13 protein-coding genes are annotated in these 12,843 nt (G+C 65.5%); 7 read left to right on the forward strand and 6 right to left on the reverse strand.

All coding sequences use genetic code 11. The features are described 5' to 3' along the window. Positions 1–8: 8 nt before the first annotated feature. Genes paaE through paaA form a run of 5 tightly spaced genes read right to left on the reverse strand, consistent with a single transcriptional unit; the run spans position 9 to position 4,103 of the window. Positions 9–1,235 carry a 1,2-phenylacetyl-CoA epoxidase subunit PaaE gene (paaE, locus tag Q9R31_RS03720; RefSeq protein WP_311261375.1) on the reverse strand — a complete coding sequence of 409 codons (1,227 nt, stop codon included), beginning with the start codon at positions 1,233–1,235 and terminating at the stop codon, positions 9–11. A 9-nt stretch (positions 1,236–1,244) separates the two neighbouring features. Next, on the reverse strand, positions 1,245–1,775 hold the full coding sequence (gene paaD / locus Q9R31_RS03725; protein WP_311261376.1) for a 1,2-phenylacetyl-CoA epoxidase subunit PaaD: 531 nt from the start codon (positions 1,773–1,775) through the stop codon (positions 1,245–1,247). Continuing rightward, positions 1,772–2,692 carry a 1,2-phenylacetyl-CoA epoxidase subunit PaaC gene (gene paaC, locus Q9R31_RS03730; protein WP_311261377.1) on the reverse strand — a complete coding sequence of 307 codons (921 nt, stop codon included), beginning with the start codon at positions 2,690–2,692 and terminating at the stop codon, positions 1,772–1,774. Before paaC ends, paaD begins: the two co-directional genes overlap by 4 nt. Beyond that, on the reverse strand, positions 2,689–3,102 hold the full coding sequence (gene paaB, locus Q9R31_RS03735) for a 1,2-phenylacetyl-CoA epoxidase subunit PaaB (RefSeq protein WP_311261378.1): 414 nt from the start codon (positions 3,100–3,102) through the stop codon (positions 2,689–2,691). Before paaB ends, paaC begins: the two co-directional genes overlap by 4 nt. Continuing rightward, a complete protein-coding gene (gene paaA, locus Q9R31_RS03740; RefSeq protein ID WP_311261379.1) occupies positions 3,099–4,103 on the reverse strand; it encodes a 1,2-phenylacetyl-CoA epoxidase subunit PaaA in 1,005 nt (334 codons plus the stop codon). Before paaA ends, paaB begins: the two co-directional genes overlap by 4 nt. A gap of 620 nt (positions 4,104–4,723) precedes the next feature. Between paaA and Q9R31_RS03745 the strand changes: the two genes are divergently transcribed. From Q9R31_RS03745 to Q9R31_RS03770, 6 genes are all read left to right on the forward strand, one after another. Then, positions 4,724–5,572, forward strand: a complete 849-nt coding sequence (locus tag Q9R31_RS03745; RefSeq protein ID WP_311261380.1) for a hypothetical protein — start codon at positions 4,724–4,726, stop codon at positions 5,570–5,572. Positions 5,573–6,154: 582 nt separating this feature from the next. Continuing rightward, positions 6,155–7,960 carry an Ig-like domain-containing protein gene (locus Q9R31_RS03750; RefSeq protein WP_311261381.1) on the forward strand — a complete coding sequence of 602 codons (1,806 nt, stop codon included), beginning with the start codon at positions 6,155–6,157 and terminating at the stop codon, positions 7,958–7,960. Between the two features lie 194 nt (positions 7,961–8,154). Beyond that, positions 8,155–8,628: a hypothetical protein gene (locus Q9R31_RS03755; RefSeq protein ID WP_311261382.1), complete on the forward strand. Its 474-nt coding sequence runs from the start codon at positions 8,155–8,157 to the stop codon at positions 8,626–8,628. Positions 8,629–8,920: 292 nt separating this feature from the next. Then, on the forward strand, positions 8,921–9,685 hold the full coding sequence (locus tag Q9R31_RS03760) for an LPXTG cell wall anchor domain-containing protein (protein ID WP_311261383.1): 765 nt from the start codon (positions 8,921–8,923) through the stop codon (positions 9,683–9,685). A gap of 24 nt (positions 9,686–9,709) precedes the next feature. Then, positions 9,710–10,426, forward strand: a complete 717-nt coding sequence (locus tag Q9R31_RS03765) for a sortase domain-bontaining protein (RefSeq protein ID WP_311261384.1) — start codon at positions 9,710–9,712, stop codon at positions 10,424–10,426. 53 nt (positions 10,427–10,479) lie between these two features. Further along, entirely contained in the window at positions 10,480–11,106 is a 627-nt protein-coding gene (locus tag Q9R31_RS03770; RefSeq protein WP_311261385.1) for a hypothetical protein, read from the forward strand. Positions 11,107–11,149: 43 nt separating this feature from the next. On the opposite strand, the gene Q9R31_RS03775 is transcribed toward Q9R31_RS03770, so the two are convergent. After that, a complete protein-coding gene (locus Q9R31_RS03775; RefSeq protein ID WP_311261386.1) occupies positions 11,150–12,217 on the reverse strand; it encodes a tartrate dehydrogenase in 1,068 nt (355 codons plus the stop codon). 189 nt (positions 12,218–12,406) lie between these two features. On the opposite strand from Q9R31_RS03775, the gene Q9R31_RS03780 reads away from it, so the two are divergent. Then, a complete protein-coding gene (locus tag Q9R31_RS03780; protein WP_311261387.1) occupies positions 12,407–12,841 on the forward strand; it encodes a VOC family protein in 435 nt (144 codons plus the stop codon). Positions 12,842–12,843: the final 2 nt, after the last annotated feature.

Consider the following 12,843-nt stretch of genomic DNA (forward strand, 5'->3'; position numbering starts at 1 on the left):
GGTAAGGCTTAGACGTCGAAGTCGACCGTGACTTCCTTGCTGGTGGGGTGGCTCTGGCAGGTCAGGACGTAGCCCCTGTCTAGCTCATCCTGCTCCAGCGCGTAGTTCTCGTCCATTGTCACGCTGCCGGTGACCACCTTGGCCCGGCACGTGCCGCACACTCCCCCGGCGCACGCGAACGGCACGTCCGGGCGCACCCGCAGCGCAGCATTGAGGATGGACTCGCGGGCGTGGGTGGGGCTGGCCACCTCGCCCTGCAGGCCGTCCAGCTTGAACGTGATCTTGTACGTCTCCTTGGACTCGTCCACGACCACGGGACGGCCGGCGTTGCCCTCCGGGCGGTCCGGCTTGCCCGACGTGAACAGTTCGAACCGGACGTTCTCCGGCTTCACGCCCCGCTCGGCCAGGGTGTCCCGGCACAGCTGCACCAGCTCGAACGGCCCGCACAGGAACCATTCATCCACATCGTCCGCGTGGATGGCGGTGCCCAGCAGCTGCCGCAGCTTCTCGGCGTCGATCCGGCCGGACAGCAGCGGCGCGATCCGCTGCTCACGGGAGAGCACGTGGTGGATGGCCAGCCGCTGCGGGTACTTGTCCTTCAGGTCGGCCAGCTCCTCCAGGAACATCACGTCCATGGCCGCCTTGTTGGCGTAGATCAGGTCGAACCGGGTGTCCGGGTTGGCGGCCAGCAGCGTCCGGGCGATGGCGATCACCGGGGTGATGCCGGACCCGGCCGCGATGGCCACGAAGTTCCCCGCCTCCCCCGCCAGGTCCTCCGGATGGTTCATCGAGTTCATGACGTTCTGGTCCACGGCCACGCCGTCGCGGCCGTGCTTGGACACGAACGCGCCCATGGGGCTCATCACGTCGAGGGTGTCCCCGGCCTTCAGCTCGGCGTTGGCCCACGTGGAGAACAGCCCGCCCAGGTCCTTCTTGATGGCCACGCGGATCTCGCTGGTGCCGTCCGCGAAGCTGCGCGGCTCGGCGCAGATGGAGTAGCTGCGGCGGATTTCCTTCGGCTCGCCGTTCTCATCCGGCAGCGTGGTGCGCAGGGCCACGTACTGGCCGGGCAGGTAGTCGAACTTGCCGGCGAGCTCCGCCGGCACATGGAAGCCGACCTCGATGGCATCGTCGGTGAGCCGGCGCACCTCCTTCACGGCCAGGGTGTGGAAGGACGGACGACGGCGGCCGGTCAGCTCGGCCTCTTCGGCGGCGGTCTGGCGGACAACAGGCATGGGGGTTCCTTACAGGACTTTGAAGTAGTCGAACGGTTCCCTGCAGTCCTGGCACACATACAGCGCCTTGCAGGACGTGGAACCGAAGCGGGTGAGTTCCTTGGTGTTGAGGCTGCTGCACTGCGGGCACTTCACGGCCAGGCTCAGCCGGATGGGACCGGAGTGGCCGCCGGCTTTGCTGTTCCCGGTGGGCGGGGCGATGCCGTACTGCTGCAGCTTCTGCTTTCCGGCCTCCGTCATCCAGTCCGTGGTCCACGCCGGGGCCAAGACCAAGTCCACCTGGACGTCCTCGTAGCCCTCTTTACTGAAGGCGGTGTAGACGTCGTCGCGGATGGCGTCCATGGCCGGGCAGCCCGAGTACGTGGGCGTGATGGTGACGGTGACTTTTCCGTCTTGTACTTGCACGTTCCGCAGGATGCCCAGGTCTGCGATGGTGAGCACCGGGATCTCCGGGTCGCAGACGGTGGCCGCGATGTCCCACGCGTCCTGCTGCGGGGTGCGGGTGCGGGACTCGAAGTCCGAGATGTACACGGCGGTCACCAGCTGGCTCCGGGATGCTCGCGGGCCAGCACCTGCATTTCAGCGAGGAGGTAGCCCAGGTGCTCCGAGTGCTTGCCGTACCGGCCGCCGCCGGGGGCTGCGGGCACGTCCGGGACCTCCAGCTCGGCCTCGGTGAGGATTTCGCTGGTCAGGCCGTCAAAGTCTTCCCTGAGTGAGGAAGGCGCGACGCCGGCACCCGCCTCGGCGAGGCGCTGCGTCAGGTCATCGTCCTGGAACAGTTCGCCGACGTACGGCCACATGAGGCGCAGGCCGTGGATCGTCCTGGTTCTGGACTCTTCCGTGCCGCCGGCCAGGCGCAGGATCCACTGGGCGCTGTGGTCCCGGTGGTAGTCCACCTCCTTGACGGCCTTGGCGGCGATGGCTGAGATGGTTGCGTCCGTGGATTCGGTGAGGCGGCGGTAGAGCTCGTACTGGTAGTAGCTCACGACGAACTGGCGGGCGATGGTGGCCGCGAAGTCGCCGTTGGGCTGCTCGAACAGCTGGACGGACCGGAACTCGTGTTCGCGGCGGAAGTAGGCGAGGTCATCCTCGGACTTGGCCGAGCCGTCGTCGTTGGTCATGGCGGCACCGGCGTAGGTGAGGAAGCTGCGGGCGTGGCCCAGCTGGTCCAGGGCGATGTTGCCCAGGGCGATGTCCTCTTCCAGCTCGGGGGCGCGGGAGATCCAGTGGCCCAGGCGCTGGGCGAGGATCAGGGCATCGTCGCCGAGCCTCAGTGCGTACTCGGCGATGTCCTCGGACGGCTTCACCAGGCCGGTGCGGACCTCGAGTGCGATGTCCTCCGGGCGCAGCGCGTTGCCGGGGGTGATGCGGGTGGCGGAGGCGTTGGAGTCGCCGCCTGCCACACCGGTGGAGATGTCGCCGTGGCCGGTTGTGGTTTCGGGGCTTTGGGGGCTCACAGGTGCTTTACCCCTTCGCTCTTGGTGTAGTACGTGGCGTGCCGGTAGTCCTTGCCCTGCGGGGACTCGAAGAAGGAGCCCTTGGAGTCGGGATCGCTGGCGGCGATGGCGTCCGCCGGGACAACCCAGATGGACACGCCCTCGTTGCGGCGGGTGTAGAGGTCCCTTGCGTTCCGGAGGGCCATGGCGGCGTCCGGGGCGTGCAGGGAGCCGGCGTGGACGTGGCTCAGGCCGCGGCTGGACCGGACGAAGACCTCCCAGAGGCCCCAGGCACTGCGGTCGTGGTGTTCCGGCTGGGCCTGCTGCTCGGGGGCCGGGCTTGCCTCTACTTTGGGGCTCGCCTTCGGGGCTTCGCGGTTGATCTCAGTAGCGGCGCTTGCGGGGGCGTCCGGGTTGCCATGCGGGCTCATGCTGCGTATTCCTTCGTCTTCATTGACTCTTTGGCTGCCTGTTTTGCTGCGTAAGCTGCCGCTGCCTCGCGGACCCAGGCGCCGTCGTCGTGCGCTGCCCTCCGCCGCTCAAGTCGCTGGGCGTTGCAGGGACCGCGGCCGGCCAGGACTTCCTGGAACTCGTGCCAGTCGAGGGGGCCGTGCTCCCACTTTTTGGTGTCCTCGTTGAAGCGGACCTGGTCATCCGGGAGGGTAAGGCCCAGGACCCGGACCTGCTCCACCATCATGCCCACGAAGCGGCTGCGGAGCTCGTCATTGCTGAACCGCTTGATGTTCCAGGCCATGGACTGCTTGGAGTTGGGGGAATCGTCGTCCGGCGGGCCGAACATCATCAGGGCCGGGGCGTACCAGCGGTTCACGGCGTCCTGGGCCATCTGCTTCTGCGCGGGGGTGCCGTTGGACAGTTCAAGGAGGATCTCGAAGCCCTGGCGCTGGTGGAAGGATTCTTCCTTGCAGATGCGGACCATAGCCCGGCCGTACGGGCCGTAGGAGGCGCGGCAGAGCGGGACCTGGTTGCAGATGGCTGCGCCGTCCACCAGCCAGCCGATGGCGCCCATGTCCGCCCAGGTAAGGGCCGGGTAGTTGAAGATTGACGAGTAGCGGGCCTTGCCGGCGATGAGGTCGTCCATCATCTGGTCCCGGCTTTGGCCCAGGGTTTCCGCTGCGGAGTAGAGGTAGAGGCCGTGGCCGGCCTCGTCCTGGACCTTGGCCATGAGGATGGCCTTGCGCTTCAGGCTGGGGGCGCGGGAGATCCAGTTGGCTTCCGGCTGCATGCCGATGATCTCGGAGTGCGCGTGCTGGGAGACCTGGCGCAGGAGGGTCTTGCGGTAGGCCGCCGGCATCCAGTCGCGGGGCTCGATGCGCGAGTCCTCGGCGATGATCCGGTCAAAGTGGGCCTGGCCTGCGGCTTCCTCTTCCGGGGTTAGCTCAGCGGGCACTGACTGCAGGTTCTGCGCTGCCATGGTTGCTCCTATGCAAAGACCGTCTGGGACGTGCCGAATTATTTACCGACCGTTCGTTCAGGATATGCGGGAGCGCCGGACCCCGTCAAGCACCGCCCCCGTCCTCCCCCTGCGACGCCCGCTCACCTCCTGCCCCTTTTCCTGCGACGCCCGCTCACCTCCTGCCCCTTTTCCTGCGACGCCCGCTCACCTCCTGCCCCTTTTCCTGCGACGCCCGCTCACCTCCTGCCCCTTTTCCGGCGACGCCCGCTCAGCTCCTGCACGTTAGGTGCGTGGCGCCGTCGTAATACAGCCTGGGGACTCTGGTCCGCCCGCTCATGCCCGTCATATACTGACCGGGCCTTATATGGCCCAAAACAGCGAAATCTCACGGTTCGGCGTTTCGACGCCGGCGACAGCCACTGCGCACGCGCAGCATTCCCGTATAGACAGACAACGGCGGATAGATGGTCATGAGACGGTTCCTCGCACTGATATCCACTGTTGCGCTTGCCTGCGCAATCCTGCCTGCACTGGGCGCCAGTACTGCCCGGGCTGCCGGACCATGCATCGGGGCGCCTCCCGCCGATGGCACGGTGTACGCGGAGACGCGGCAGTTCGTGGATACACAGTCGTGGTGGATGCCAGACATTGACCAGGCCAACAACGCCATCACCAATACGGGCCACACCCATATGGGGGCGTGTGTCCCGGAAGGTGAAACAGTCAGTTCGGGCGACCTCACGGTGAATGTCCGGGTAGTCCTTCATGACAATCCGGGCAGGGCCGATTATGTCGCGATGGTGTTCAAAACCTCCGACAGGGAAACCACGGTGCAGAAGTGCTATCTGCGGGCCACGGCACCCAACTTCAGCTGCCCCGGCCCGGCCGGCTCAGACACGGGCGACTTCACCTGCAACGGGACCTGCGAGCGCTGGCTGACGTTCTCGCGGCCAATTTCCGCCTTCAACCATTCGGGCCTCCAGGAGGTCCGTTTCCGCGGATTCATCGAGGAGCCGGACGGCAACAGCATGCGGACCAATTTCAATTGGCAGCTCAACATCCAAAACGGCAAGTCCCCGTCCGACGTCACAAGGGATGCATTCCTGCGGGGCAAGGGCTGGTACACCCACGCCGGGTACTGTGAGGCCTCGCTGCGAAGTGCTCCCCTTCCCGACGGCCCGGTATCGGGTATTTGGTCGCCCGTGGTGGGGCTGACCTCCCACGGCGACGGTTCCCGCCCGGCTACCCACTCCTTCATCGCCATCGACCCGGACTTCCACGCCGTTCCGGCCAATCCCGGACTCGTTCTGTGGGACGCCGCGGGCCCGTTCGGCCCCGAGCCTTCCGGGGCCGCCCCCTACTCGATCGATACCAGGGGCCTGGCCAACGGCGTCCATAAGCTGCACCTGCGCACCTCGTGCCGGGACGACAAGTTGGGGTCCACCAACTCCGGCGTGACAGTCATTCCCTTCATGGTGGCCAACTGAGGACCGGCTGGGACTGTACCCGGGCAGGTGTCTTGTCTGCGTGTATGCAGGTACCCGTTACTCGGGTGTTGAACTGTGAGCGGCCCGTACCATCGGTCCACGATGCATCTGGCTTTTGACACTGAATGAAACCAGGATCCACGTTCAACTCCGGGAGTAATGTTGCGAGATTTTCCATTCCTTCATGTGAACGAACGTGGCCGGAGCCCCATGCCTTCCTGGCCTGGCCTGAAGTGGCCAACCGGTCGCAGGGCGGCTCTTCCGGTCCGCCGGTTGCGGGTTCTGCGGCTCCAGGCGTTGCTGACAGCGGTGCTGCTTGCCCTGGCTGCTCTGGCGGTACCGGTTTCAGCCTCGGCAGACCCGGGTGATGTTGGAGTTGAGGGACCTTCGCATTTGGGGACCGCGTCACCAACGGGCACAAAGCGGGCGACGAGCGGCTTGTGGTTCAATGACGGGATCTGGTGGGGGAACCTGTGGGACCCGACCAGCTCAAAATTCCATATCTTCCGGTTCAATCCCGCGACGAGCTCCTGGGTCGATACAGGTGTGGTCATAGATGCGCGGGCGAACACACATCATGATGTGCTGTGGGACGGGGCGACGTTGAACGTTGCCAGCTACCGCTTCGTCAACGACGGCCTGCCGGCTGAGCCTAATTTCCCGACGACCATGCGGCGTTACAGCTACGACCCGGCCAAGAAGACGTACTCCCTGCTGAGTTCCACGCAAATCAACAACTCCAAAGTTGAGGTCCTGACCATCGACAAGGACTCAACGGGCCGGGTATGGGCCACCTGGCAGCAAGGGAACCAGATCTACCTCAACGTCACCGCCACCGACGGCAAGACGTGGGGGACCCCGTTCACGCATCCCGCGGCGTTGAGCAACGTGTCCGTGGATGATACGTCTGCCGTGATCGCCTTCGACGGGAACAAGATGGGCCTGATGTGGAGCCGGCAGGTTGGCGACGCCACCGACGGGATGTACTGGAGCTACCACGTCGACGGGGCTCCTAACACGGCCTGGACCGATCCTGTCGCGGCGGTGTCGGGGCAGCGAAGCAGCGATGACCACATGAACCTGAAGTGGCTGGACTCGTCGGGCGGCCGGGTTTTCGCCGCCGTCAAGACGTCGTTCATCACGGCCTCTGAGCCGCTCATCCAAGTGCTGGCACTGAATGGCACCTCGTGGACCGCATACCCAATCGCGGCTGTGTCCGAGTGCCCCAACCGGGTGATCGTCCTCATTGACGAGGGCACACAAATGCTCCGTACCTTCGCCACCTATCCGAAGCCTGACGGCACCACGAACGCCGGGGTCTGCACCAGCTCTGGTGGCGCCATCTATGAGAAGTCCACACCGCTGGACAACATCAACTTCACCACCGCAAAGACCGCACGCATCGCGGATTCCGACCAGTATGTCCACAACGTCACGTCCACAAAGCAAAACCTCAACAGCGCCGCGCGGGGTACGGCCAACAGCGGGCTGCTGGTAATCGCGGACGTCAACGCCACCAGCCGGTACTGGCACTTTTACGACAGCAGCGGTATTGATACAACGGCTCCCACGGTGACCGCTTCAACTCCGGCCTCCGGCGCAACGGGAGTTGCGGTGACGGCGGATGCGACAGCGTCCTTCTCGGAAGCAATCGATCCGTCAACGGTCACGCCCGGCACGTTCACGCTGACGGCAGGGACCACGACGGTGCCGGCCACCGTGACCTACAACAGCACTGACAAACTCGCGACGTTGAACCCTGACGCCGACCTGGCGGCGGGCGCCACATACACCGCGACGATCAGGGGCGGTTCCGGTGGGGTGAAGGACGCTGCCGGAAATCCGCTGGCGTCCGACAAGGTGTGGACCTTCAGCACGGCCGCCGCCCCAAGCCCCGGTCTACCGGAGACCGTCACGCTCACAGCCACCGCTGACACCTATGTCTCAAGCGCGGCGCCGGGGACGGGGTATGGCACCAGCGCGGTCTTGCGCGTGGACAACTTCAGCCCGGTGGAATACAGCTATTTGAAGTTCGACCTGTCGCCTTATGCGGGCAGGACCCTGGAAAGTGCAACGCTGCAACTGCAAAGCGCCGGAAACGCGTCGACGGGCAAGCAGAACATCAAGCTGGTCACGGATGACACCTGGACCGAGGGCGGGATGACCTACAACACCCGTCCGGCACTGGGCACCACTGCCATTGGCACACTTGGCCCCACAACGATCAACACCGGCTACAGCATTCCGCTCACGGTCAGCGGCATCTCGGGTGAACTCGGCCAGCAGCTCTCACTGGGCCTGGACTCCGGCAGCAGCGACGGCCTGGACCTCAACTCCAAGGAGGCAGGCAGCACGCTGGCACCCAAACTGGTGCTCACCCTGAGGTAGGTCAGATCGTAGGGTGGTACCGGGAGCTGGCGGCGAAGGTGTTCGCCCTAGACTGCGAACGCCTACCCCAGCCGCCGCCAGCTCTCCACAAAATGGGGCTTCTACCCAATCCCATACCCCTTAATTCCAAAGACCCTGTCTCCCCGATTCTGCAGGCCTTACGCTGTGGTCACCCATCCTCAAAGGAGACATCCATGCGCACAGCAGAACCACTCACCGAAACCGAACACGCCCACCGTCTTTCCGAGAACCTTCTGAATCAGCTCTCCAGGGGCAGGGAATGGGCCACCCCTGGGGTACAGGCTGCGCTCCAGAGAGCGGTGGCAGGACTGGATACCGGCATTGAGACCGCTTCCCCGCGCCTCCAGACGCTCCTGCGCCGCCTGGCGGACGAACTTGCCGGGGGTGTCGAAACCTATACTCCCCGGGTCCAGGAACGGTTGAGGCGGGTGGGACCGAAAGCTGCCACCGTCCCGGCCAAGGCTCCTCGATCGGCGGCCAGGATCTGGTGGTGGATCGGCGGGCTCTCGGCGCTGGCAGCAGCAGGGGTTGCAGGATGGCGCTCCATGCAGGCTTCCAACAAAGAGCCAGCACCGTCACTAACCTCCCAGGAAAGCAGCGGCACCGGCCCTGATGCCGACGCCGACCTTGCCTCTGGCCGAATGTAGGAGCGCGCCCTGCGGAGGCAGCAGGAGGACCGTCGCGCCGGACACTGGGGGCAGCCGACGATGACAGTCATCCCCTTCACCGTGGCCAACTGACAACACCATCCGTGGCAGTAGGGGTAACGAATAGCGTGCATGGAGTAGGCAGCCTGCTGCGAAGGAGCAGGCCCGCAACGAGCGGCATGTGAATTAGGCCACGTCCGCACCCATCCGCTGTCTGGCGCGCTGCGAAGTACTAGTGTCTCCTCCCTGGGGACACCAACATCTCACGCGCGTGTTTGAGGAGATTTTCCCAATGAACAAGTCACTTCGCTTTATGGCAGTCCCCACCCTTGCCCTCGCCGCTCTCGCCCTGTCCGGTTCCCCTGCAATGGCTGCCGACGGCTCTTACCAGTCCACGCTGAAGCAAATCAACGGCAGCGCCGGATCCGGCACCGTCACCCTGGACGTCAAGGGCAACCAGGCCCACGTCGTCCTCAAGGTCTCGGGCATGCCCGCTACCTTCATGGACGCCCCGTACCCGCACGTCCAGCACATCCACGGCGGCGCCAAGGGCACCTGCCCCGACCCTTCAGCGGACAAGGACGGCGACAAGGTCGTCTCCACCACCGAAGGCGCACCGTCCTACGGTGGCATCGTCACCACCCTCTCCACCAGCGGCGACACCAGCCCGGCAGCAGGCCTTGACCTGAAGGTCGCCGGACAAGGGGCTTCCTACACCATTGACCGCACGTTCGAACTGAACGCCGACACCAAGGCAGCCCTCGACGCCGGCACCGCAGTGGTTGTGGTGCACGGCCTTGACCCCGCCACCCTCAGCGCAGCAGGCCAGGCCGCCAAGAGCGATCTGGTCCCCTCCCTGCCACTGGCCGCCACCTCCCCTGCCCTGTGCGGGACGTTGACTGCGGGACAGATGAAGATGCCCGCCGGCGGTGCTAACACCGGCGTTCCCACCGAAACCGGCACCGACACCGGAGCCCTCGCCATCGGCGGAGGACTGGCCCTGGTGGCCCTCGCCGGCGGCGCCTACGCCGTCCGCCGCCGGAACGCAGCGGCCTAAGCCAAAGCTGAACGGATCACTACTGTGACAACCAGGAATCCGGGCCGCCGTGGAGGTCTCGGGGCCTCTACGGCGGCCGGGGTTCTGCTCGCGCTTTCCCTGGCCGGCTGCGCCGCCGGGCAGGCTACAACGCCCGACGACGGATCGGCACCATCCGCGTCCGTCTCACGGGCGGCCACTTCGCCGGCGGCGTCCAGTGCCGCCGTCGTTCCGTCCCCCACTATTGCCGCCGCAGCACCCGCTGCTGCAGAAGTCCCGGCTGCGCCGCAGCTCCCGGGCGTGCTGGGCGCTTCGGCTCCGGTCACCCTGACCATTCCCTCGATCGGGGTTCGAACGGACCTTCTCCAGCTGGGACTGGAGGACAACGGCTCGCTCCAAGTCCCGCAGGACACCGGCAACGGGGCCCCCGCGGGCTGGTACAGCGGTTCCCCGACCCCCGGTGAGCGCGGCCCCTCAGTGATGCTGGGCCACGTCAACGCCCTCGGAGGCCACAAGGGCGTATTCGCGGACCTCCGCAAGCTCACTCCCGGGGCCGAGATCAGCGTTTCGCGGACCGACGGCAGCATCGCCGTGTTCACCGTTGACCACGGCGCCCTGTACCCGAAAAACGCGTTCCCCACCCTTGAGGTCTACGGCAACACCCCCGGAGCCGAACTCCGGCTGATCACCTGCGATGGCTACGACCCCGCCACCGGACTCTTTGACGACAACTACGTCATCTACGCCAAACTCAAAGCCTGACACCCGAAACTGCCGCCCCTTCGGGGAGCGGGACTGGTGCGAATGGACTGGACATGAAGAACCGAAAAAGCACGTTGGCCGCAATTGGTATCACGTCCCTGCTGCTCGCAGGATGCGCCACCACCGCAGGATCCGTGACCGCACCGTCGGACGTTTCGACGTCGGCGCCGCCTGCAGCAACTTCGACACCCGGCCATGCAGGGCATCACAGCCAGGAACGGCCGTCACAGGGCACGACGGCGGCCGGGCCCAGTGCCGCCGCCCTGATGGTCTGCGGTGACCAGCCAAAGGAGAGACTGCGTTCCATCCTGAAGCTGGTCTCCGACCCCCACACGATCAATAGCTGGGCCGACAGCACCTTCACCTGTACCTACCACCTGGCTGAAGGATCGCTGGTCATCTCCGTTCAGGAGGCGGCGGACAAGGCATCAGCGCTCAAGTACTTCGACGCGATGCAGGCCTTGGCCAAGGGCGCTACACCCATCGAAGGCCTTGCTAACCTAGGCTTCCCGGCCTACGAAACCGCCGACGGGTCCGCCGTCTTCCAAAAGGACAGCTTCGTGCTGCACGTAGACGCGTCAGGCCTCCCCGCCACGTTGGGGCCGGACAGCATCACGCGCAACGCACTCGCCTACCAGCTTTCCACCACCATCCTGGCCTGCTGGGTGGAGCACCCGTAGTCCCTCACCCGGAACTGCATGCTGATGGTGCCCGCGCCGGTACCTACCGGCGCGGCAGGATGTCGATCTGCCCCAGGACCGCGTCGGTGAACTCCCTGGTGGAGGACGTCCCGCCCACGTCCCGGGTCCCCGCTCCGTCCCGCAGCGCCGCCTCGAAGGCCAGCTGCAGGTGCGAGGCCGCAGCCGCGTGGCCCAGGTGCTCCAGCATCATGGCGCCCGACCAGATCTGCCCCACGGGATTCGCCAGGCCCTGGCCGGCGATGTCCGGCGCGGAACCGTGGACGGGCTCGAACAGCGAAGGGAACTGCCGCTCCGGATTCAGGTTGGCGCTGGGAGCCACCCCGATGGAGCCCGTGACGGCGCTGCCCAGATCCGAAAGGATGTCCCCCAGCAGGTTGGAGGCCACGATCACGTCCAGGGTCCAAGGCTTGAGTACCAGGTGGGCTGCGAGCGCGTCCACCAGTTCGGAGGACAGCTCCACGCCGGGATATTCGGCCGCGGTCTGGGCCACCACCTCGTCCCAGAACGGCATGGTGTGGATGATGCCGTTGCTCTTCGTGGCGGAGGTCAGGAGCCCGCGGCGGGATGCGGCCAGTTTGGCCGCAAAATGCACTGCCCTGGTGATTCCCATCCTGGTGAACACCGTCTCCTGCACGGCCGCTTCCTGAGGCAGGCCCCGGAACATCCTGCCACCGATTTCGGAGTATTCGCCTTCATTGTTCTCGCGCACGATCAGGAGGTCGATAGGTTCCCGGGACGCCAGTGGCGAGGCCACGCCGTCGAGCGTTTTGACCGGCCGTAGGTTGATGTACTGCTGGAACTCGCGGCGGATGGGAATGAGCAGGCCCCACAGGGTTTCGGCGTCGGGAATCTCCGGGCTGCCCACGGCGCCAAGGAAGATCGCCTCGTGCCGGCCCAGCCGTTCCAGGCCGTCGGCCGGCATCATGCGGCCGTGCCGGACGTAGAAGTCCGAGCCCCAGTCGAGGTGCTCATAGTCGAGGCTGATTCCGTAGACCCCGGCCACCCGGTCCAGGCACTCGATCGCGGCGGGGACCACTTCCTGGCCGATGCCGTCACCGGCGATGACGGCGATGCTGTGGGTTTGGCTCATGCTGTTCGCTCCGGAAGGTTGATGATGCGATCGGCATGAAGTCTATCCACACATTGGTGGTGCCAACGGTCGGCGGCTCGAACTGCCCCTCGCCCCGGGCCTGACCCCTGTTAGTCAGGGTCTTGACGGGCCACTTGTTTTTTGCAAGTATCAGCTCTATCCGAACCATTCTTGGGAAAAGAGACCACAATGACCGCAATGTTCGTCAACCTGCCGGTGACCGATCTGGAGCGCGCCAAGGCGTTCTACACGGCAGTCGGGTTCACCATCAACCCGCTCTTCACGGACCACAACGCGGCCTGCGTGGTGGTGGAAGAAGACCACAGCTTTTTCATGCTCCTGGTCCGCGAGTACTTCCAGACCTTCACTAACCGGCCCATCGGGGATCCTTCAACCGCGGTGTCGGTGTCCACAGCGGTCTTCCTCGACAGCCGGGAGGCAGTGGATGCCAGCGTGGCCAGCGGCATCGCTGCTGGCGGTTCCGAGGCACAGCCGGCCTCCGATTACGGCTTCATGTACCAGCGCCAGCTCACCGACCCCGACGGCAACATCCTCGAATTCGGCTACATGGACCCGGCCGCCGCGGAACAAGGCCCCGAGGCCTTCATGAACCAGCAGGCCTGAGG

This window comes from Pseudarthrobacter sp. BRE9 (genome assembly GCF_031844305.1).
Classification (GTDB): Bacteria; Actinomycetota; Actinomycetes; order Actinomycetales; family Micrococcaceae; genus Arthrobacter.

Bases quoted from the DNA above. Each gene is read 5' to 3' on its own strand.
- Q9R31_RS03770 (WP_311261385.1), top strand. From the start codon at position 10,480: ATGAAGAACCGAAAAAGCACGTTGGCCGCAATTGGTATCACGTCCCTG.
- paaA (WP_311261379.1), bottom strand. From the start codon at position 4,103: ATGGCAGCGCAGAACCTGCAGTCAGTGCCCGCTGAGCTAACCCCGGAA.
- Q9R31_RS03745 (WP_311261380.1), top strand. From the start codon at position 4,724: ATGCCAGACATTGACCAGGCCAACAACGCCATCACCAATACGGGCCAC.
- Q9R31_RS03775 (WP_311261386.1), bottom strand. From the start codon at position 12,217: ATGAGCCAAACCCACAGCATCGCCGTCATCGCCGGTGACGGCATCGGC.
- paaE (WP_311261375.1), bottom strand. From the start codon at position 1,235: ATGCCTGTTGTCCGCCAGACCGCCGCCGAAGAGGCCGAGCTGACCGGC.
- Q9R31_RS03760 (WP_311261383.1), top strand. From the start codon at position 8,921: ATGAACAAGTCACTTCGCTTTATGGCAGTCCCCACCCTTGCCCTCGCC.
- Q9R31_RS03755 (WP_311261382.1), top strand. From the start codon at position 8,155: ATGCGCACAGCAGAACCACTCACCGAAACCGAACACGCCCACCGTCTT.
- Q9R31_RS03780 (WP_311261387.1), top strand. From the start codon at position 12,407: ATGACCGCAATGTTCGTCAACCTGCCGGTGACCGATCTGGAGCGCGCC.
- paaB (WP_311261378.1), bottom strand. From the start codon at position 3,102: ATGAGCCCGCATGGCAACCCGGACGCCCCCGCAAGCGCCGCTACTGAG.